This window comes from Streptomyces sp. NPDC045846, from assembly GCF_056431605.1.
In genome coordinates, this window is the sequence record NZ_JBWKKJ010000021.1 from 33,447 (window position 1) to 52,895 (window position 19,449).

Genomic DNA, 19,449 nt, shown 5'->3' on the forward strand with positions numbered 1-19,449 from the left:
AAACAGCAGGGCCCGCACCACACCCGGAGGGTGTCGTACGGGCCCTGATGAGCCGTCAGGCAAAGGCGTCAGCCGTTGCGCTTCCAGCGGGGCTTGTCGTCGCGGCGGCCGCCGAAGGAACCGGTGTTGGAGCCAGAACCGCGGTGGTCGTCACGGCGGCCGTAGGGGCGGTCGTGGCCGGAGCGGAAGCCGCCGCCCGAGGGACGGTCGTCGCGGCGGTCGCGGTTGAACGGACGGTCGCTGCCACCGCGGTTGAAGCCGCCACGGTCGCCACCGCGGTCGTCACGGTTGAAACCACCCGAGGGACGGTCGTCGCGACGGAAACCACCCGAGGGACGGTCGTCACGGCGGAAGCCGCCACGGTCGCCACCACGGTCATCGCGGTTGAAACCACCGGAGGGGCGGTCGTCACGGCGGAAACCACCGGACGGACGGTCGTCACGGCGGAAGCCGCCACGGTCGCCACCACGGTCGTCACGGTTGAAACCACCGGAGGGGCGGTCGTCGCGACGGAAACCACCGGAGGGGCGGTCGTCACGGCGGAAGCCACCGGAGGGGCGGTCGTCGCGACGGAAGCCACCCGAGGGGCGGTCGTCACGGCGGAAGCCACCGGAGGGACGGTCGTCGCGGCGGTCGCGGTTGAAGCCACGGTCTCCGCCACGGTCACCACCACGGTCGCCACCGCGGTTGTCGCGGCGGTCGAAGTTGCCCCGGTCGTCGCGGCGCTGGAAGCCACCGCGGTCCTCGCGGGACTCCTGCTGGGCCGGCATGGCAGCGGCGGCGGCAGCAGCCGCGACCTCGGCCTCGGCTTCGGCGACGACCTCGGCGACGGCGGCCTCCGGGTCCTCACCGCGCTCGCGGGCGGCGCGGGCCACCAGGCGGTCGGCCTCCTCGCGCAGCTCGGCGGCACGCCGGGTCAGGCGCTCCAGCTGCTGGGTGAGGTCGGCGACCTCGCGCTCGGCCTGCTTGGCCGAGTTGTTCGCGGAGTCGGCCTGGACCTCGGTCAGCGAACGGGCGCCGGTGATCTCGGCGACCTCCGGGTCGAACGCGCCGGCGCTCTGGATGATGTGGCGCGAGGCGTCGACGCCCGCGTCCTCCATCAGCCGGAAGATCTGGCGGCGCTGGTGCGGCAGCGACAGCGAGACGACGACACCGGACTTGCCGGCACGGGCGGTACGGCCCGAGCGGTGCAGGTAGTCCTTGTGGTCACCGGCCGGGTCCACGTTGAGGACCAGGTCGATGCCGTCGACGTGGATGCCGCGCGCGGCGACATCGGTGGCGACCAGGGCGTTGACGTAGCCCTTCTTGAAGTCCTCCAGGACGCGGGTGCGGGCACCCTGCGTCATGCCGCCGTGCAGCGCGTCGGCCTTCACGCCCGACTCGCACAGCTGCTCGGCGATGCGGTCCGCGCCCAGCTGGGTGCGGACGAAGATGATCGTGCGGCCCTTGCGGGCGGCGATGGCGGCCGTGACCGGCGCCTTGTCCTTCGGCTTCACGACGAGGACGTGGTGGGTCATGGTCGAGACGTTGCCCTGCGCGCTGTCGACCTCGTGCGTGACGGGGTTCGTCAGGTAGCGCTTGACCAGGGTGGAGATCTCGTTCTCCATCGTGGCGGAGAAGAGCATGCGCTGGCCGCCGCCGGGGATCTGGTCGAGCAGCTCGGTGACCTCGGGCAGGAAGCCCAGGTCGGACATCTGGTCGGCCTCGTCGAGGACGGCGACCTGGACGTTGGCGAGCGAGCAGGCGCCGCGGTTGATGAGGTCGCGCAGACGGCCCGGGGTGGCGACGAGGACGTCGACGCCGCGCTCCAGGGCGTAGATCTGGTTGCTCATCGACGTACCGCCGCAGACGACCTTCATCTTCAGGCCGAGCACGTCGCCGTACGGCTGGAGGGCGTCCGCGACCTGCATCGCGAGCTCACGCGTCGGCGTGAGGATGATCGCGCGGGGCTTCTTCTTCTCGGTGTGCCCGCCGGCCAGCGCGGCCAGGGTGGGCAGACCGAAGGAGAGGGTCTTGCCGGAGCCGGTGCGGCCACGGCCGAGGATGTCCTTGCCGGCCAGGGCGTCCGGGATGGTCGCGGCCTGGATCGGGAAGGGGGTGGTCACCCCGTTCTGGGCGAGCTTGCGCACGACGCCCTCGGGCAGACCGAGGTCCGCGAAGGTGACGGTCGGCTCGGTGTTCTCGTCCGCCTCGGACTCGACGATCTCGACGACCTCGATGACGTCGGAGGCCGCTACGGCCTCGACGACGTCGTTCTCACGGGGCTCGATCGAGTCGTTGTTCTCGTTCTCGGGCAGGACGGAGTGATCAGTGCTGGAAATGGACATGCGAAATGCGAAACCTTCCGGAGTCTCGGCACGCGCCCGTCAACTCCGTGAATTCGCAATTCGACCGCCTCAATGCGGTCAGCCACGGCTAGGGAGAGTACGCGCCACACGGCGCTCTTCTGTGTCGGCGCCGGGCAATGGGATCAAACGATCTACTACCATACGCACCCCCACCCCCCTAAGGCAAACCGAGTCCCCCTAAACCGGTCCGACCTGCGGTGATGCGCTGGGCTCCGACTGAAGCGGAGGCTGGTTCCGGCGCAGCGCGCTGTTGTGCGTGTCGGCCCCCGGGGTCGTGGACGGCGAGGGCGCCGGGGTCGGCGGCGCCGGGCTCGGCGACGGCGAGGCGGGCGGCGGGCTGGGCGCGGGGTGGCTGGCCGGCGGGGCCGGCTGCGAGGCGCCGCCCCGCGAGGGTTTGGCGGGCCCCGGGCCGCCGGGCTTCGGATTGCCGCCCGCCGAGGGGGCGGCCGCGGCCGCGGCCCCGGGCGACCCGCTGGGGCCGGCCGCACCGGACGGCCCGCCGGCCGTCTTCGCGTCGTGCTTGCCGGTACGCCCCTTGCCCGCGCCTGCTCCGCCCTTGCCCTCCTCCGGCCTGGCCGCCTCGCCGTGCCGCCCGCCGGACGCCGAGGGCTTGGGGCCGCTCTCGTTGTCGCTCACGCTCATACAGCCCGCCGACGCCGTGAGCACCAGGACGGTCACGGCCAGCTCGGCCAGGCGGGCAGGGGTGGTCAACTGGCGCACGGGGGCACCTCCGGGACGGGAGAGCGATGGGGTCGTACGTTCCAACTCCCGGCCCCCCGCCGGGGACACGCCCGGGCCGCACCCGGCTTGCGCCCGACATCCGTCCGAGCGCGACCAGAGGGCCGGGCGGCCGCACCCGCCCCCATCGGCAGCCCCCGGGGTCTCAGCCGTACCCGAGCGCGTGCAGCCGTTCGTCGTCGATGCCGAAGTGGTGGGCGATCTCGTGAACCACCGTCACCTCCGTCTCGGCGACGACTTCCTCGCGGGTGGCGCACATCCGCAGCGTGGGGCCGCGAAAGATGGTGATCCGGTCGGGCAGCACCCCCGCGTACCACTCGCCGCGGTCGGTGAGCGGGGTTCCCTCGTAGAGGCCGAGCAGCTCGGGGTCGTCCGCCGGGGGCTCGTCCTCGACGAACACCGCCACGTTGTCCATCAGCCGCGTCAGCTCCGGCGGGATCCGGTCCAGCGCCTCGCCGACCAGTTCCTCGAACTCCTCGCGCGTCATCTCCAGCACCCGGCCATTGTCGGGCACGCTCCGGCATACGGGCGCGCCGAAAAGGGCATACGGCCCCAATGCGAGCCATGTCCGTATCCCGCCAGGCCCTGGCCCGGGCGGCGGGCCTGTGCTGCGTCGTGCTGGTCGGCGCGTGGCTCGGGCTCCTGGTCGTCGGCAACGTCCGCACCCCCGTGGGCCCCATGGACACCACCATGACCCTGCGTCCCTCCCTGACCGGCGGCACCAAGATCAACGTGTCGCCGCTCGGCGCCCTCGAACTCCGCTCGCACCTGGCGCCGCTCCGCCTGGACGTCGATGTGGACCGGCTCGACCCGGAACGCGCCCAGGCCCTGGTCAGCCACCCCGAGCGGATCTCCGGGCTCCAGCAGGAGATCGCCCGCGACGTCGGCCAGGGCGCCCGGGACGTGGCCCTGCGCTCGTGCGTGGCGGTCGTCTCGGGCGCGACCGCGCTCGGCCTCGCCGTCTACCGCCGCCCGCGCCGCGCCCTGGCCGCCGGCGGGCTCTCGCTCACCCTGCTCGCCGCGTGCGGCCTCTCGGCGTACGCCACCTGGAACCCCGAGTCGGTCATGGAGCCGAAGTACTCGGGCCTGCTCACCTCGGCCCCGCAGGTGGTGGGCAACGCGCGCTCGATCGTGACCGAATTCGGCGTCTACCAGGAGGAGTTGGCGAAGCTCGTCACCAACGTCACCAAGCTGTACGACGCCGCCTCCACCCTCCCCGCCTACCAGCCGGACCCGGCCACCCTGCGCGTGCTGCACGTCTCGGACATCCACCTCAACCCGGCCGCGTGGCACATCATCGCCTCGCTGGTCACCCAGTACCGGATCGACGTGATCATCGACTCCGGCGACACCATGGACCACGGCAGTACCGCCGAGAACCGCTTCCTGGACGCGATCCCCGACCTGGGCGCCCCCTACGTCTGGGTGCGCGGCAACCATGACTCGACGGCGACCCAGCGCTATGTGGCCGGGCTCAAGGGGGCGCACGTCCTGGACGACGGGCAGGCCGTCACGATCGCGGGCGTACGCATCGCGGGGATCGGCGACCCGGAGTTCACCCCGGACCGCTCGACGGCGGACACCGACCCCGACGGCGCCGAACGCGCGGCCGGGGGCCGGCTCGCCGCCGCCCTGCGCGCCCAGAGCCGCGCGGGCACCCCGGCCGACATCGCGGTCACCCACGAGCCGGCGGCGGCGCGGGAGACCGACGGCACGGTCCCGCTGGTCCTGGCCGGGCACCTGCACCGCCGCGAGACGGAGGTCATGAAGCTCGGCACCCGCCTGAAGGTGGAGGGCTCCACGGGCGGCGGCGGCCTGCGCGCCCTCCAGAACAAGGACCCGGAGCAGGTCCGCGCCTCGGTGCTCTACCTCGACAGCACCACCCGCCGCCTCCAGGCCTGGGACGAGGTGACGCTGGGCGGCCTGGGCCTGACCACGGCCGAGGTGAGCCGCCATCTGCCCACCCCCCGGTGACCTCCCGGGAAACCGTTTTGGCGATACCTCCCCGCATCCCATATGCTTCTCACGTCCCCGACGCGCTGCGAAGCGCCCAGGCGGGCCAATTAGCCCTCATCGTCTAGTGGCCCAGGACGCCGCCCTTTCAAGGCGGTAGCACGGGTTCGAATCCCGTTGGGGGCACGCACAATCCTGTGCGAGACTTGTTCTCGCACAAAGCTTGGTCCTGTGGAGCAGTTTGGAGTGCTCGCCACCCTGTCAAGGTGGAGGCCGCGGGTTCAAATCCCGTCAGGACCGCTGTAGTTCACTTCGGTGGACTACGTGGCTGGGTAGCTCAGTTGGTACGAGCGATCGCCTGAAAAGCGATAGGTCGCCGGTTCGACCCCGGCCCCAGCCACCACCCGAAGGCCCCGCTCCCCGAGCGGGGCCTTCGCCGTTCCCGAGCCGCCCCCACCCGCGGCCCGCGCCCACGCCGTTCCCCGCGCCCTGGAGGAGCACCCCAGGGAGAGCGCGTCCAGGGCCGAGTGGTCGCGCCCTCCCCCAGGGAGCCCCCGTAGGGCGCCCGGAGTTACGTGTCCTCCCCCGAGCGGGCCCGGGACCGCAGGCCCCGTACGGCCAGGGCCAGCCCTGCCGCTGCCACCAGCACGGCCAGCAGGGCCCAGTCCGGGACCGTGTCGCCGATGTTCTTGGTCCACTCCTCCACCGCGTACGAGTCGTCCACATTGAGCAGGCCGGGCAGTGCCGTCGCTCCGTCGTAGGCCAGGAACAGGGCGCCCAGGGCGATGAAGAACAGGCCGGAGAGCAGGGACGTCGTGTGGAGTTCGAGGCGGCCGAGCTTCAGGACCCGGCCGCGCAGCCACTTGCGGCCGCCCAGTTCGAAGCGCTCCCAGAGCAGGGCGAGCAGGAAGAGGGGGACCGCCATGCCCAGGGCGTACACCGCGAGGAGCAGGCCGCCGTAGACCGGGCTGCCGCTCACCGCCGCCACCGTCAGGACGCTGCCCAGGATCGGGCCCGCGCAGAACCCCGCGAGGCCGTAGACCGCGCCCAGCGCGTACACGGACAGCGCGGTCGTGGGGCGGATCCGCCCCGACAGCTCGGTCATGCGGCGGCTCGCGAAGCCCATGCCGACGATCTGCGCGACGCCGAGCGCGATGATCAGCCAGCCGCCGAAGAGCACCAGCTGGTCGCGGTGGCCGTAGAAGATCCGCCCCGCGTACGAGCCCGCCGCGCCCAGCGGCACCAGGGTGGTGGCCAGGCCCGCGTAGAAGATGCCGGTGCGGGCCAGCAGCTTGGTGCGGCTGGAGATCGAGTACGCGAAGAACGCGGGCAGGAGCAGCGCGCTGCACGGGCTGAGGAGGGCGAGCAGGCCGCCCAGGAATGCCGCGAGGTAACCGATGTCCGGGGTCACTTCTTGGCCGCCGCCGCGTCGATGACCTGCTCGAACGAGTCCAGCGGCTGGGCTCCGGCGAGCGGGGTGCCGTTGATGAGGAAGGACGGGGTGGAGCTGGCGCCCAGCCCGTACGCCTCGTCCTGGTCCTTCTTCACCGCCGCCTTCGCCGCGGCGCTGTCCAGGTCCGCCGCGAAGCGGGCCGCGTCCGGCACGCCCGCCTCCTTGGCCAGCTCCTTCACGCGCTCGGCGCCGAACCCCTTCTCCTTGGAGCCCTCGGCGTAGGCCGCCGCGTGGAACTGCCAGAACTTCCCCTGCTGCCCGGCCGCCCAGGCCCCGCGCGCGGCCGCCTCCGACTCGGCGCCGAAGATCGGGAAGTTGCGCCACTCGATGCGCAGGGTGCCGTTGTCGACGTACTTCTTCACCAGCGCGGGCTCGGTGTCGCGGGCGAACTTGCCGCAGTAGGAGCACTTGAAGTCGGCGTACTCGATCATCACGACCGGCGCGTCCGCGCGGCCCTGGGCCAGCGGGTCCTTCGCGTCGCGCCGGGCCAGCCCGGCCAGTTCGGGGTGGGCGCCGGTGGTCGGGTCGGCGGCGGACGCGGAGTCGTTCACGGTGGGCTTCGCGCCCGGGGACGTCGCCTGGTAGGAGGCGATCCCGAGGACGGCCGCGGCGGCCAGCACGGCCGCGCCGATCAGATACGGCTTCCGGGACGCGGCGGCCCCACTGCTCTTCGCGGACTTGCTGGACTTCGGGGACTGCGTGTTCTTGGGCATGCGGAACTCCGGTGCGTACGGCGAATCCCGTACGAGAAGGGACCCGTACGAGAAGGGAAGCTGAGGGAGAGGGGACGGCGGTCGCTGGACCGGCCGTCTAGACCCTGAGCACCGAGAGTTCGACGGGGCCGGGCGCGGTGAGCGTGGGGCCGCGCACCGGCGGGTTGCGGTGGGCCGCGTACAGGCCGCACAGCGCGGCGGGGGCGCCCCGGTCCTCCAGGACCGGCGCCTGGTCGTGGGCGGTGCGGGCCCGCACGGGTGCGGCGGGATCGGAATCCTGGTGCCGGCCGCCCTGCTTGCAGCCGGGCGCGGCCGAGCCGTCCGTGAAGGCGGGCGCAGACGCCTTCTTCGCCGCCACACCGGAGGCGGGGGCGGCCGAAGCCGTCGAGGCCGGCCCGCACAGCACCGCCGCGAGCACCCCGAGCACGAGCAGCAGCGCCGCGGTGAGGCGGCGGCGCGGGGCACGGGAGCGGGGCATGCCCGAAATGGTACGGGGTGGGCTCCGGATCACGCCGAAATGCGTTCGCCACTCGTCCGCGGCGGGTGAGATCCTGAATCAGGTATGTCTACTTCCTTCGCCGATCTCCAGACGCTGCTCGACGGGGCCTCGCTGCGCGACGCCCACCGCCTGGGCCGCCGTCTCGAAGGCGCCCGCCGCATCCGCAAGCCCGAGGCCCGGCAGGCCGTGCTCGACGAGATCGCCGCCGAGGCCCAGAAGTCCGCCGACCGCATCGCCCGGCGGTCCGCCCGCGTGCCCGGGATCACCTATCCCGAGCAGCTCCCGGTCAGCCAGAAGAAGGACGAGATCCTCGAGGCGATACGCGACCACCAGGTCGTGATCGTCGCGGGTGAGACCGGCTCGGGCAAGACCACCCAGATCCCCAAGATCTGCATGGAGCTGGGCCGCGGGGTGCGCGGCATGATCGGGCACACCCAGCCCCGCAGGATCGCGGCCCGCACGGTCGCGGACCGCATCGCGGAAGAGCTGAGGACCCCGCTCGGCGAGGCGGTCGGCTGGAAGGTCCGGTTCACCGACCAGGTCGACCAGGACGCGACGTTCGTGAAGCTGATGACCGACGGCATCCTGCTCGCCGAGATCCAGACGGACCGCGAGCTGCGCGCCTACGACACGATCATCATCGACGAGGCCCACGAGCGGTCCCTCAACATCGACTTCCTGCTCGGCTATCTGGCCCAGCTCCTGCCGAAGCGCCCCGATCTCAAGGTCGTCATCACCTCGGCGACCATCGACCCCGAGCGGTTCTCGCGGCACTTCGGCGACGCCCCGATCGTCGAGGTCAGCGGCCGTACGTATCCGGTGGAGGTGCGCTACCGCCCGCTCCTCGAAGAAGACACGGCAGACTCCGACCGCGACCAGATCACCGCGATCTGCGACGCCGTGGACGAGCTCCAGTCCGAGGGCCCCGGCGACATCCTGGTCTTCCTCTCGGGCGAGCGCGAGATCCGCGACACCGCGGACGCGCTGATCAAGAAGAACCTCCGCTCGACCGAGGTGCTCCCCCTCTACGCGCGCCTCTCGCACGCCGAGCAGCACCGCGTCTTCCAGCAGCACAGCGGCCGCCGGATCGTGCTGGCGACCAACGTGGCCGAGACCTCGCTGACCGTGCCGGGCATCAAGTACGTCATCGACCCCGGCACCGCCCGCATCTCGCGCTACAGCCACCGCACCAAGGTGCAGCGCCTGCCGATCGAGCCGGTCTCGCAGGCCAGCGCCAACCAGCGCAAGGGCCGCTGCGGCCGTACGTCCGACGGCATCTGCATCCGGCTCTACTCCGAGGACGACTTCCTCACCCGCCCGGAGTTCACGGACGCCGAGATCCTGCGCACCAACCTGGCCTCCGTCATCCTCCAGATGACCGCGGCCGGCCTCGGCGACATCGAGAAGTTCCCCTTCATCGACCCGCCGGACCACCGCAACATCCGCGACGGCGTCCAACTCCTGCAAGAACTGGGCGCGTTGGACCCGACGGAGAAGGACCCGAAGAAGCGGCTCACCCAGCAGGGCCGCAAGCTCTCGCAGCTTCCCGTGGACCCGCGCCTGGCCCGCATGGTCCTGGAGGCCGACAAGAACGGCTGCGTCCGCGAGGTCATGGTGATCGCGGCCGCGCTCTCCATCCAGGACCCGCGCGAGCGCCCCAGCGACAAGCAGACGCAGGCCGACCAGCAGCACGCCCGCTTCAAGGACGAGACCAGCGACTTCCTCGCCTTCCTCAACCTGTGGCGGTACGTCCGCGAGCAGCAGAAGGAGCGCGGCTCCTCCAGCTTCCGCCGGATGTGCAAGCAGGAGTTCCTGAACTTCCTGCGCATCCGCGAGTGGCAGGACATCTACTCGCAGCTGCGCACGGTCGCCAAGACCATGGGCATCCACCTCAACGAGGAGGACGCGCCCGAGCAGTCGGTGCACACCTCGCTGTTGGCGGGCCTGCTCTCGCACATCGGGCTGAAGGACACCGACAAGAACGAGTACCTGGGCGCCCGCGGCGCCAAGTTCGCGGTCTTCCCGGGCTCGGCGCTGTTCAAGAAGCAGCCCAAGCTCGTGATGTCGGCGGAGCTGGTGGAGACCTCCCGGCTGTGGGCCCGGGTCAACGCGAAGATCGAGCCCGAGTGGGTCGAGCCGCTCGCCCAGCACCTGGTCAAGCGCACCTACAGCGAGCCGCACTGGGAGAAGGACCAGGCCGCGGTGATGGCGTACGAGCGCGTCACGCTGTACGGCGTGCCGATCGTGGCCAACCGCAAGGTCAACTACGGCCGGATCGACCCCGAGGCCTCCCGCGAGCTGTTCATCCGCAACGCGCTGGTCGAGGGCGACTGGCGCACACACCACAAGTTCTTCGCGGACAACCGCAAACTCCTCACCGAGGTCGAGGAGTTGGAGCACCGCGCCCGCCGCCGCGACATCCTGGTGGACGACGAGACGCTGTACGACTTCTACGACCAGCGGGTGCCCGAACACGTCGTGTCCGGCGCCCACTTCGACTCGTGGTGGAAGCACAAGCGGCGCGACGAGCCCGAACTCCTCGATTTCGAGCGCGAGATGCTCATCAACGAGAAGGCCGGGGCCGTCACCAAGGACGACTATCCGGACTCCTGGCGCCAGGGCCCGCTGAAGTTCCGGGTGACCTACCAGTTCGAGCCGGGCGCGGACGCGGACGGCGTGACCGTGCACGTGCCGCTCCAGGTCCTGAACCAGGTCACCGACGAGGGCTTCGACTGGCAGATCCCGGGCCTGCGCGAGGAGGTCGTCACCGAGCTGATCCGCTCCCTGCCCAAGCCGATCCGCCGCCATTACGTACCGGCGCCCAACTACGCCGCGAAGTTCCTGGACCGTGCGGTGCCGTTGCAGGAGCCCCTGCCGGTGACGCTGGCCCGCGAGCTCCAGCGGATGGTGGGCGTCCCGGTCACGGCCGACGACTTCGACCTGAGCCGCGTCCCGGACCACCTCAAGATCACCTTCCGGATCGTCGACGAGCGGCGCCGCAAGCTCGCCGAGGACAAGGACCTGGAGGCGCTCAAGCTCCAGCTGCGCCCCAAGGCCCGTCAGGCCCTCTCGAAGGCCGCCGCGGCGACCGCGGGCCCCTCGGGCGAGTCCATCGAGCGCTCGGGCCTCACGGACTGGACGATCGGCACCCTGACGAAGGTCTTCGAGACGCGCAGGGCGGGCCAGCCGGTGAAGGCGTACCCGGCGCTCGTGGACGCGGGCGAGACCGTCTCCGTACGCCTCTTCGACACCGAGGCCGAGCAGCAGCAGGCGATGTGGCGCGGCACCCGCAGGCTGATCCTCCTGAACATCCCGGTGAACCCGGCCAAGTTCGCCTCGGACAAGCTCACCAACCAGCAGAAGCTCGCCCTGTCGCGCAATCCGCACGGCTCGATCCAGGCGCTCTTCGACGACTGCGCGATGGCGGCGGCGGACCAGCTGATCGCCGACCACGGCGGCCCGGCATGGGACGAGGAATCGTTCCGCGCGCTGTACGACAAGGTCCGCGCGGACCTGGTGGACACGACGGTGCGCACCGTCGGCCAGGTGCAGCAGATCCTGGCCGCCTGGCAGGCCTGTGAGCGCCGCCTGAAGGCCACGAACAGCCTGACCCTGGTCGCCAACGTGACGGACGTACGGAACCAGCTGGCGGCCCTCGTGCCGCCGGGCTTCGTGACGAGGACCGGCCTCAAGCGCCTGCCCGACCTGATGCGCTACCTGGTCGCGGTCGACCGCCGGCTCCAGCAGATGCCGACGGCCGTCCAGCGCGACACCACGCGCATGGAGAAGGTCCACGAGATGCAGGACGAGTACGCCTGGCTCCTGGAGCAGCTGCCGCAGGGGCGGCCCGTCCCGCAGCAGGTCCTGGACATCCGCTGGATGATCGAGGAGCTGCGGGTGAGCTACTTCGCGCACGCGCTGGGCACGGCGTTCCCGGTCTCCGACAAGCGGATCGTGAAGGCGATCGACGCGGCGGCGCCGTAGCGCGGCTATCGCTGTGAGTGAGTTCGACCTGACCCGCTGACCTGCTGTACAGTCTCACTCGCAGCCAAGCACCAACGGGCTGCGAAACAAGGTCCTGTGGAGCAGTTTGGAGTGCTCGCCACCCTGTCAAGGTGGAGGCCGCGGGTTCAAATCCCGTCAGGACCGCAGTAGATCAAGAGCCCGCATCCGTCACCGGATGCGGGCTCTGGTGTTTCCGGGCACCGACGCCTGCCGGGCGCAGCCGTCGCCGGGCGCCCTTCCCCCGCCGGGCGCGGCCCTGCGGGCCTCCGTGCGGCCCTCGCGGCCCCCGGCGGCCCCGCGGCGGAAGCCCCGAGCGTTCGGCCCCCTCGGGGCCCGCGGGAGCCGGCCGCCCCCGGTCGCCCCGGATACGGGGTTCTCGCCGTCTTGACGGGGGCACCTGCCGCCGGTACCCCTGCAAGGGAGAGGGGTTCGGGGGCTCCCCAGGAGGTGGTGCATGACGGCGCCGTCGAGGCACGAGATAAGGGCGCTGCTGCGCGCCCACCTGTCGGCCGCTCTGGGCTACCGCCACCTCACCCGGCACTGCGCGGTCTGCCACCGGCTCCTGCGGCTCGCCATGGAGGTCGGCGAGCCCGCGCGGCCCGAGGACGAAAGTCCCCCCAACCGGTGACCTATGGCGGGCCGGTGGCCGTCCGCGCGGTGGGAGGCTCGAACAGGAGGGCTCCTGACGGTGTGACGGGAGTCACGGAATGAGTTTCGGGAACGGGTGAACTTACACACCTCATACAACGCCCCGATTTAATATGTGCAATTGCACCGCCCGTGAGGGCCGGGACGGGGGGCCACCGGAACCACCCCCTCCGGTGCGGCGGCGGGACGGCCCGGGAGCCTGTCGGAAGTGCCGGACAAGGCCGGACATAAAAAAATCGCGCTGGACCCGGCGGAGTCCAGCGCGATCAATGACGCAGCCCGTTGGGGCGGGCTGGGCGTCATGTGGAGCTATAGGCGGGCCGATCGGGGTGGGGGCCCCGGAAACGCCCGGATTATTGGGGTGTTGTTCAGGCCTCGCTGCGCTGCTGCGGAATACCCGCCAGCAGTGCGCGGACCTCTGCCTCGCGGTACCGGCGATGCCCACCCAGCGTGCGGATGGACGTGAGCTTGCCGGCCTTGGCCCAGCGGGTCACCGTCTTCGGGTCCACGCGGAACATCGTGGCAACCTCAGCCGGGGTCAGCAGCGGCTCGGCATCAGGGGTGCGAGCGGTCATGAGCGGCCTCCTCGGGAGAACCGAACCTTCTCGGTTCTTTCCTCTAAATTCTGCACCTTGACCCGCGTTGCCCGAAATGGCGGACGCGAGCCGAGTCGGTTATAGGACGAACGGCTTGTCCTCGGCACTACAACTACACCATCCGTCCAGCCACGTCGGCCAAACCGATGGAATTGCCCTCCCAGGTGTTCATCAGCGACGGAAGCCGATGGACCATGCCATAGCGGACAGTCACGCCACAGTGACGATCAGTCACAGAGCGATCAGGAGTCGTCAGACCCCCCATAGCAAGCAATACCGAGCAATCCGCCCTTAGTTGGGCGGAAGGGATCCTCCCCGGACCCCTTGTCCTATTTTGGCACGAGGGTGGGGTCTGGGCGCAAGGGTGAGATAAGTGCGGTCCGTCACGCTTGGGGCAAAGGCCCGGATCAGGACCTACGTCCTGCGACGAATCCGTGAAGACCCGGTGAAGCGCCCACGAACCGCCCCGAAGCGGCCGCGCGGACCGCACGACGGTCCCACGACGGCCCCTCAGAACCGGCCGCGGGACCTCAGTTGGCCATCCTGCGTTCCTTGACGGCCCGCCAGCGCTCCGTGAAGCGGCCGTACGCCTCCTGCGCGCCCGCGTCGTCACCGGCCCGCAGCGCGGCGATCCCCTCGGCCACATCGGCCGCCGAGCGGTCCGCCTCCAGACTGTCCCGCGAGAGCGCGTGCACGAGGCCGCCGTAGTCCAGCTCGACCAGCGAACGCGGATGGAATTCCTCCAGCCAGCGCCCGACGTCCACCAGACCCTCGGTCAGCGGCCCCTCGTCGATGTGGTCCCGCAGCGTCCGCAGTGCCCTCGCCAGGCGGCGGCGCGCCTGGACCATCGGGGTCCGGTAGCGCAGCACGGGCGCCGTCGCGCCCTCACCCCGGGCATACTCGCGCTCTTCGTCCGAAAAGACTGTGAACCAGCTCACAGGCACGTGCCAAACGCTGGTCAAGATCCAGGGCCGGGCGTCCGGGTTCCGCTCCCGCCAGCGCTCGTAGTCCGCCTCGGCCTGCCGGCGCACCACCGGAGGCAGCAGCGCGTCCAGGACCGGCTCGGGGAACTGCCCCGCGAGCCCCTCCAGCGCCTGCCAGCCGCGCAGCCGGGTCCGCCAGGGGCACACGCAGACCACCCCGTCGACCTCCGCCACGAACGCCTCGCCGCTCTCGTGCACCGGCACCGGGACGGGCGGGGTGGGCACCAAGTCGGCCAGCGCGCGCCGGAGTTCGTCCTGGGCACTGGGAGCGCGGCCGCGCTCCGCGTAGCGCAGCCAGTGCCCGCGCTCGGGCTCGGGAAAGGCGGCAAGGGGCTCGTACACCCGCAGGTAGGACGCGTACGGAACGATCACCGAGGACACCACCGCCATGCCCCGCATCGTCCCACGGGCGCGCCCCCGCGTGCTCCCCGCGGGGTGATCCTGAGCACTGCGCCTGATCTACGGGCGCGTAGGACTTAACCTGCTCCCGAACCAGGCCTGCCCCACCCGCAGGCGGGCCGTCAACCGCCGCTTCGTACTTGGGAGTCACCACCGTGACCGATGTGACCGGAGCCGATGACGTACTGCACACCCTCTTCCGCTCCGACCAGGGCGGACACGAGCAGGTCGTGCTGTGCCAGGACCGAGCCACCGGGCTCAGGGCCGTCATCGCCATCCACTCCACCGCCCTGGGCCCGGCCCTGGGCGGTACGCGCTTCTACCCGTACGCGACCGAGGCGGAGGCCGTCGCCGACGCCCTCAACCTGGCGCGCGGCATGTCGTACAAGAACGCCATGGCCGGGCTCGACCACGGTGGCGGCAAGGCCGTGATCATCGGTGACCCCGAGACGATCAAGACGGAAGAACTCCTGCTCGCCTACGGCCGGTTCGTGGCCTCCCTCGGCGGGCGCTACGTGACGGCCTGCGACGTCGGCACCTACGTCGCCGACATGGACGTCGTGGCACGCGCCTGCCAGTGGACCACCGGCCGCTCCCCCGAGAACGGCGGCGCGGGCGACTCGTCCGTGCTGACCGCCTTCGGCGTCTTCCAGGGCATGCGGGCCTCGGCCCAGCACCTGTGGGGCGACCCGACGCTGCGCGGCCGCAAGGTCGGCGTCGCGGGCGTCGGCAAGGTCGGCCGCCACCTCGTGGAGCACCTGCTCTCCGACGGCGCCGAGGTCGTGATCACGGACGTGCGCGAGGAATCGGTACGCCTCATCACGGACCTGCACCCCGGTGTCACCGTCGCCGCCGACACCGAGGCGCTGATCCGCACCGAGGGTCTCGACATCTACGCCCCCTGCGCGCTCGGCGGCGCCCTGAACGACGACAGCGTGCCGGTGCTCACCGCGAAGGTGGTGTGCGGCGCGGCCAACAACCAGCTCGCGCACCCGGGCGTGGAGAAGGACCTCGCGGACCGCGCGATCCTCTACGCGCCCGACTACGTCGTGAACGCGGGTGGCGTGATCCAGGTGGCCGACGAGCTCCACGGCTTCGACTTCGACCGCTGCAAGGCCAAGGCCTCGAAGATCTTCGACACCACGCTGGCCATATTCGCTCGTGCGAAGGAAGACGGCATTCCGCCGGCCGCCGCGGCCGACCGGATCGCCGAGCAGCGCATGGCGGAGGCACGTCAACACTGAGCCCGTGGGGGACTCGCCGACCGGGCTGAGAGACATGACTCACGCCGGTCGGCGGGTCGGGCGCCAAGAAGAGGTTAAAATCGCGGTTGACCAGCGAGGACAGGGCTCTTTGTTGGTTCTGCCAAGTGGCGCGTCATGCGGGCGGCGTACCGTATGGCCGCGGAAGCAGGTACCGTTGAAGCCCTACGGACGCGGTCTCTCCACGGAGAGTCCGTTCCGGATCATGAACGCGTGTCAAGACTCTGGGGCCGTCGAGCCCCGTCACCGAGGGGGTCGAGCCATGGGGCGCGGCCGGGCAAAGGCCAAGCAGACGAAGGTCGCCCGCCAGCTGAAGTACAGCAGCGGCGGGACTGACCTGTCGCGTCTGGCCAACGAGCTGGGCGCATCTACTCCGAACCCGACAGTGAGCCAACCGCCGAACGCGGAGCCACTGGAGGACGACGAGGACGACCCGTATGCCCGCTATGCGGACCTGTACGGGAATGACGACGAGGACGAGGACGAAGAGTCCGGCCCGTCGTCGCAGCGCCGCGGCGCTTGACTTCGCTGATCCCGCTTTTCGCAGCAACGCACGTTTTCGCTGCTCTGAGCACACCGACCCGGTCCGGGGCCTTCGCCCCAGACCGGGTTTCGTGCTGCCGGTAGCGGCCTACTTGGCGTAGTCGCCGGTGAGCTCGGCGCCGTCGCGGTGGTCCCCACGCTCCAGGACCTCCCCGGCGACCCAGGCGTCCACGCCGCGGTCCGCGAGGGTCTGGAGCGCGACGTCGACCGAGGCCTCCGGGACGATCGCCATCATGCCGACGCCCATGTTGAGCGTCTTCTCCAGTTCGAGCCGCTCCACGTTGCCCGCCCTGCCGACGAGGTCGAAGACCGCGCCCGGCGTCCAGGTCGAGCGGTCCACGGTGGCGTGCAGGTGGTCCGGGATGACCCGGGCCAGGTTGTTGGCAAGACCGCCGCCGGTGATGTGGCTGAAACCGTGCACCTCGGTGGTGCGGGTCAGCGCCAGGCAGTCGAGCGAGTAGATCTTGGTGGGCTCCAGGAGCTCCTCGCCGAGCGTGCGGCCGAACTCCTCGACCTCCTGCTCCAGCGTCATCCCGGCCCGGTCGAACAGCACATGACGGACGAGTGAGTACCCGTTCGAGTGAAGACCGGAGGACGCCATCGCGATGACCGCGTCGCCCTCGCGGATCCGGTCCGCGCCCAGGAGCTGGTCGTACTCGACCACGCCGGTGCCGGCGCCCGCGACGTCGAAGTCGTCGGGACCGAGCAGGCCCGGGTGCTCGGCGGTCTCGCCGCCGACCAGCGCGCAGCCCGCCAGGACACAGCCCTCGGCGATGCCCTTCACGATGGCCGCGACCCGCTCGGGGTGCACCTTGCCGACGCAGATGTAGTCGGTCATGAACAGCGGCTCGGCACCGCACACGACCAGGTCGTCGACGACCATGCCGACGAGGTCGTGGCCGATGGTGTCGTACACGCCCATCCTGCGGGCGAGGTCGACCTTCGTGCCGACGCCGTCGGTGGCCGAGGCCAGCAGCGGGCGCTCGTAGCGCTTGAGGGCGGAGGCGTCGAAGAGTCCGGCGAATCCGCCGAGGCCGCCCATGACCTCGGGCCGCTTCGTCTTCTTCACCCACTCCTTCATCAGCTCGACGGCGCGGTCGCCCGCTTCGATGTCGACGCCCGCGGCTGCGTAGCTGGCACCAGTGGTCTCGGATGACATGGCTCAGAGAACTTTCGTGTCGTACTGCAGGGTTTTACGGGCGGCGCAGGGCGTCGGCGGCCGCGGTCGCGGCGGGGCCGGAGGCCAGCTCGGACTCCAGGAGCTGCTTGCCGAGCAGCTCGGGGTCGGGGAGCTCCATCGGGTACACGCCGTCGAAGCAGGCGCGGCACAGGTCGTCCTTGGGGATCGTCGTCGCCTCGATCATCGCGTCGGTCGAGATGTACGAGAGCGAGTCGGCGCCCAGGGACGTGCCGATCTCCTCGATGGTCATGCCGTTGGCGATCAGCTCCGCGCGGGTGGCGAAGTCGATGCCGAAGAAGCAGGGCCACTTCACCGGCGGCGACGAGATCCGGATGTGGACCTCGGCGGCGCCCGCCTCGCGGAGCATCTTCACGAGCGCGCGCTGGGTGTTGCCGCGGACGATCGAGTCGTCGACGACCACCAGGCGCTTGCCGCGGATGACTTCCTTCAGCGGGTTCAGCTTGAGTCGGATGCCGAGCTGACGGATGGTCTGCGAGGGCTGGATGAACGTACGGCCCACATAGGCGTTCTTCACCAGGCCCGAGCCGTACGGGATGCCGCTGGCCTCCGCGTATCCGATGGCGGCGGGGGTGCCGGACTCCGGAGTCGCTATCACCAGGTCGGCCTCGACCGGTGCTTCCTTGGCGAGTTTCCGGCCCATCTCCACTCGGGAGAGGTAGACGTTCCGGCCCGCGATGTCGGTGTCCGGGCGCGCCAGGTAGACGTACTCGAAGACACAGCCTTTGGGCTTCGCTTCTGCGAATCGGGAGGTGCGCAGGCCGTTCTCGTCGATGGCGACGAGCTCGCCCGGCTCGATCTCGCGGACGAAGCTGGCGCCGCAGATGTCGAGGGCGGCGCTCTCGGAGGCGACGACCCAGCCGCGCTCCAGGCGGCCGAGCACCAGCGGGCGGATGCCCTGGGGGTCCCGGGCGCAGTACAGCGTCTGCTCGTCCATGAAGACCAGGGAGAAGGCGCCCCGCACCTGGGGAAGGACCTGGGCGGCCGCTTCCTCGACGGTCAGCGGCTTGCCGTCGTCGTCCGTCTGGCCCGCGAGCAGCGCGGTGACCAGGTCGGTGTCGTTGGTGGCGGCGAGCTGGGTGGCCCGGCCGTTCTCCTTGGGCAGCTCGGCGACGAGCTCCGCGAGCTGCGCGGTGTTCACCAGGTTGCCGTTGTGGCCGAGCGCGATCGAGCCGTGGGCGGTCGCCCGGAAGGTCGGCTGAGCGTTCTCCCACACGGAGGCACCCGTGGTCGAGTAGCGGGCGTGACCGACCGCGATATGACCCTGGAGGGAACCGAGCGAGGTCTCGTCGAAGACCTGGGAGACAAGTCCCATGTCCTTGAAGACGAGGATCTGGGAGCCGTTGCTGACCGCGATGCCCGCGGATTCCTGGCCCCGATGTTGGAGGGCGTAGAGCCCGAAGTAAGTGAGCTTCGCGACCTCTTCACCCGGAGCCCAGACACCGAAGACGCCGCAAGCGTCCTGGGGGCCCTTCTCACCGGGGAGCAGGTCGTGGTTGAGTCGTCCGTCACCACGTGGCACGCCACCGAGTGTAGGCGAGATCGACCACTGGTCCGAATTGGGGATACGGACAGCTGGGCGCCCTGCCCGCTTTTGTAGCTTTCGCGCTTCGGCCTCCCGCGGCCGTCCCCTTGTGGGCTTCGATCACGTCCCCGCAGGTGGGCCCGGGTGCGGGTCGGCCCCCGTGGTGTTTGCGACTGCGTCCGGGGTGGGGCGCGGGGCCGGGCCGAGTGTGACGGAGTTCGCTTCCGGCGCGGGGTCGGGCCGGGAGCCGGGTCCTGAGGCGTGTGCGCTGCGTGAGGAGGCCGCGGCCCGCAGTCGCCGCTCGCGCGCCTTCCCGTGCCCCTGAACTGGGTCCGGGCCCCGGGCTGCGCACCGCACATCGACGATCTTCAGCCCGCGGACCGTACGTGTCCGGTCGCGCCCTCGCGGCGGAGCCGCACCATGTCACAGGCCCGCGCCCCCAGCGGCGTCCATGCCGCCGGGCTGAGCAGCTTCAGCCCGTCCGGCGCGAGGCGGGGTCCGGGGCGGAGCCCCAGGAAGACGGCCTGCACACCTCTCGCCCGGGAGGCGACGCGGCGGAGTGTCACAGCGGGAAGGGGCGGGGCGC

16 protein-coding genes and 4 tRNA genes are annotated in these 19,449 nt (G+C 70.9%); 9 read left to right on the top strand and 11 right to left on the bottom strand.

Annotated elements, in window-relative coordinates; all coding sequences use genetic code 11:
- Nucleotides 1–68: 68 nt before the first annotated feature.
- From AC07F3_RS37645 to AC07F3_RS37655, 3 genes are all read right to left on the bottom strand, one after another.
- On the bottom strand, nucleotides 69–2,327 hold the full coding sequence (locus AC07F3_RS37645; protein ID WP_479119321.1) for a DEAD/DEAH box helicase: 2,259 nt from the start codon (nucleotides 2,325–2,327) through the stop codon (nucleotides 69–71).
- A gap of 198 nt (nucleotides 2,328–2,525) precedes the next feature.
- Nucleotides 2,526–3,068: a hypothetical protein gene (locus AC07F3_RS37650; RefSeq protein ID WP_479119322.1), complete on the bottom strand. Its 543-nt coding sequence runs from the start codon at nucleotides 3,066–3,068 to the stop codon at nucleotides 2,526–2,528.
- A gap of 163 nt (nucleotides 3,069–3,231) precedes the next feature.
- Nucleotides 3,232–3,582 carry a metallopeptidase family protein gene (locus AC07F3_RS37655; RefSeq protein ID WP_388972199.1) on the bottom strand — a complete coding sequence of 117 codons (351 nt, stop codon included), beginning with the start codon at nucleotides 3,580–3,582 and terminating at the stop codon, nucleotides 3,232–3,234.
- A gap of 68 nt (nucleotides 3,583–3,650) precedes the next feature.
- Here AC07F3_RS37655 and AC07F3_RS37660 point away from each other — a divergent pair, with 68 nt between their 5' ends.
- The 4 genes from AC07F3_RS37660 to AC07F3_RS37675 all read left to right on the top strand — a co-directional run bounded on the left by AC07F3_RS37660 (nucleotide 3,651) and on the right by AC07F3_RS37675 (nucleotide 5,442).
- Nucleotides 3,651–5,060: a metallophosphoesterase family protein gene (locus AC07F3_RS37660; protein WP_479119324.1), complete on the top strand. Its 1,410-nt coding sequence runs from the start codon at nucleotides 3,651–3,653 to the stop codon at nucleotides 5,058–5,060.
- A gap of 92 nt (nucleotides 5,061–5,152) precedes the next feature.
- A tRNA-Glu gene (locus AC07F3_RS37665) sits at nucleotides 5,153–5,225 on the top strand.
- Nucleotides 5,226–5,264: 39 nt separating this feature from the next.
- Nucleotides 5,265–5,339, top strand: a tRNA-Asp gene (locus AC07F3_RS37670).
- 26 nt (nucleotides 5,340–5,365) lie between these two features.
- Nucleotides 5,366–5,442, top strand: a tRNA-Phe gene (locus tag AC07F3_RS37675).
- A gap of 168 nt (nucleotides 5,443–5,610) precedes the next feature.
- Here AC07F3_RS37675 and AC07F3_RS37680 read toward each other — a convergent pair.
- From AC07F3_RS37680 to AC07F3_RS37690, 3 genes are all read right to left on the bottom strand, one after another.
- Complete coding sequence (locus tag AC07F3_RS37680) at nucleotides 5,611–6,450, bottom strand: cytochrome c biogenesis CcdA family protein (RefSeq protein WP_479119325.1); 840 nt, start codon at nucleotides 6,448–6,450, stop codon at nucleotides 5,611–5,613.
- Nucleotides 6,447–7,205: a DsbA family protein gene (locus tag AC07F3_RS37685; protein ID WP_479119326.1), complete on the bottom strand. Its 759-nt coding sequence runs from the start codon at nucleotides 7,203–7,205 to the stop codon at nucleotides 6,447–6,449. The genes AC07F3_RS37680 and AC07F3_RS37685 overlap by 4 nt, the downstream gene beginning before the upstream one ends.
- A gap of 97 nt (nucleotides 7,206–7,302) precedes the next feature.
- The gene (locus AC07F3_RS37690) at nucleotides 7,303–7,683 is read right to left on the bottom strand and encodes a hypothetical protein (RefSeq protein ID WP_479119328.1); all 381 of its coding nucleotides are present in this window, start codon (nucleotides 7,681–7,683) and stop codon (nucleotides 7,303–7,305) included.
- Between the two features lie 84 nt (nucleotides 7,684–7,767).
- Here AC07F3_RS37690 and hrpA point away from each other — a divergent pair, with 84 nt between their 5' ends.
- From hrpA to AC07F3_RS37705, 3 genes are all read left to right on the top strand, one after another.
- Complete coding sequence (hrpA, locus tag AC07F3_RS37695; RefSeq protein ID WP_479119329.1) at nucleotides 7,768–11,688, top strand: ATP-dependent RNA helicase HrpA; 3,921 nt, start codon at nucleotides 7,768–7,770, stop codon at nucleotides 11,686–11,688.
- Between the two features lie 90 nt (nucleotides 11,689–11,778).
- Nucleotides 11,779–11,853, top strand: a tRNA-Asp gene (locus AC07F3_RS37700).
- A gap of 310 nt (nucleotides 11,854–12,163) precedes the next feature.
- The gene (locus AC07F3_RS37705; protein WP_189390238.1) at nucleotides 12,164–12,337 is read left to right on the top strand and encodes a DUF6274 family protein; all 174 of its coding nucleotides are present in this window, start codon (nucleotides 12,164–12,166) and stop codon (nucleotides 12,335–12,337) included.
- A gap of 388 nt (nucleotides 12,338–12,725) precedes the next feature.
- Here AC07F3_RS37705 and bldC read toward each other — a convergent pair whose 3' ends face one another.
- Together bldC and AC07F3_RS37715 are read right to left on the bottom strand one after the other, a co-directional pair.
- Nucleotides 12,726–12,932 carry a developmental transcriptional regulator BldC gene (gene bldC / locus AC07F3_RS37710; protein ID WP_003949541.1) on the bottom strand — a complete coding sequence of 69 codons (207 nt, stop codon included), beginning with the start codon at nucleotides 12,930–12,932 and terminating at the stop codon, nucleotides 12,726–12,728.
- Between the two features lie 551 nt (nucleotides 12,933–13,483).
- Nucleotides 13,484–14,326: a DUF8083 family protein gene (locus AC07F3_RS37715; protein ID WP_479119331.1), complete on the bottom strand. Its 843-nt coding sequence runs from the start codon at nucleotides 14,324–14,326 to the stop codon at nucleotides 13,484–13,486.
- 164 nt (nucleotides 14,327–14,490) lie between these two features.
- Between AC07F3_RS37715 and AC07F3_RS37720 the strand changes: the two genes are divergently transcribed.
- Entirely contained in the window at nucleotides 14,491–15,579 is a 1,089-nt protein-coding gene (locus AC07F3_RS37720; RefSeq protein ID WP_479119333.1) for a Leu/Phe/Val dehydrogenase, read from the top strand.
- A gap of 280 nt (nucleotides 15,580–15,859) precedes the next feature.
- Nucleotides 15,860–16,120, top strand: coding sequence for a DUF3073 domain-containing protein (locus AC07F3_RS37725; RefSeq protein ID WP_114041155.1), 261 nt, complete (start codon nucleotides 15,860–15,862; stop codon nucleotides 16,118–16,120).
- Nucleotides 16,121–16,228: 108 nt separating this feature from the next.
- On the opposite strand, the gene purM is transcribed toward AC07F3_RS37725, so the two are convergent.
- The 3 genes from purM to AC07F3_RS37740 all read right to left on the bottom strand — a co-directional run bounded on the left by purM (nucleotide 16,229) and on the right by AC07F3_RS37740 (nucleotide 19,429).
- The gene (gene purM / locus AC07F3_RS37730; protein WP_479119334.1) at nucleotides 16,229–17,299 is read right to left on the bottom strand and encodes a phosphoribosylformylglycinamidine cyclo-ligase; all 1,071 of its coding nucleotides are present in this window, start codon (nucleotides 17,297–17,299) and stop codon (nucleotides 16,229–16,231) included.
- A gap of 34 nt (nucleotides 17,300–17,333) precedes the next feature.
- Nucleotides 17,334–18,860, bottom strand: a complete 1,527-nt coding sequence (gene purF / locus AC07F3_RS37735) for an amidophosphoribosyltransferase (protein ID WP_479119335.1) — start codon at nucleotides 18,858–18,860, stop codon at nucleotides 17,334–17,336.
- A 371-nt stretch (nucleotides 18,861–19,231) separates the two neighbouring features.
- Nucleotides 19,232–19,429, bottom strand: a complete 198-nt coding sequence (locus AC07F3_RS37740; protein WP_479119337.1) for a hypothetical protein — start codon at nucleotides 19,427–19,429, stop codon at nucleotides 19,232–19,234.
- Nucleotides 19,430–19,449 lie beyond the last annotated feature (20 nt).

Coding starts and splice junctions, on each gene's coding strand:
- hrpA (WP_479119329.1), top strand. CDS start 7,768: ATGTCTACTTCCTTCGCCGATCTCCAGACGCTGCTCGACGGGGCCTCG.
- AC07F3_RS37645 (WP_479119321.1), bottom strand. CDS start 2,327: ATGTCCATTTCCAGCACTGATCACTCCGTCCTGCCCGAGAACGAGAAC.
- AC07F3_RS37685 (WP_479119326.1), bottom strand. CDS start 7,205: ATGCCCAAGAACACGCAGTCCCCGAAGTCCAGCAAGTCCGCGAAGAGC.
- AC07F3_RS37660 (WP_479119324.1), top strand. CDS start 3,651: ATGTCCGTATCCCGCCAGGCCCTGGCCCGGGCGGCGGGCCTGTGCTGC.
- AC07F3_RS37705 (WP_189390238.1), top strand. CDS start 12,164: ATGACGGCGCCGTCGAGGCACGAGATAAGGGCGCTGCTGCGCGCCCAC.
- AC07F3_RS37690 (WP_479119328.1), bottom strand. CDS start 7,683: ATGCCCCGCTCCCGTGCCCCGCGCCGCCGCCTCACCGCGGCGCTGCTG.
- AC07F3_RS37725 (WP_114041155.1), top strand. CDS start 15,860: ATGGGGCGCGGCCGGGCAAAGGCCAAGCAGACGAAGGTCGCCCGCCAG.
- AC07F3_RS37715 (WP_479119331.1), bottom strand. CDS start 14,326: ATGGCGGTGGTGTCCTCGGTGATCGTTCCGTACGCGTCCTACCTGCGG.
- bldC (WP_003949541.1), bottom strand. CDS start 12,932: ATGACCGCTCGCACCCCTGATGCCGAGCCGCTGCTGACCCCGGCTGAG.
- purM (WP_479119334.1), bottom strand. CDS start 17,299: ATGTCATCCGAGACCACTGGTGCCAGCTACGCAGCCGCGGGCGTCGAC.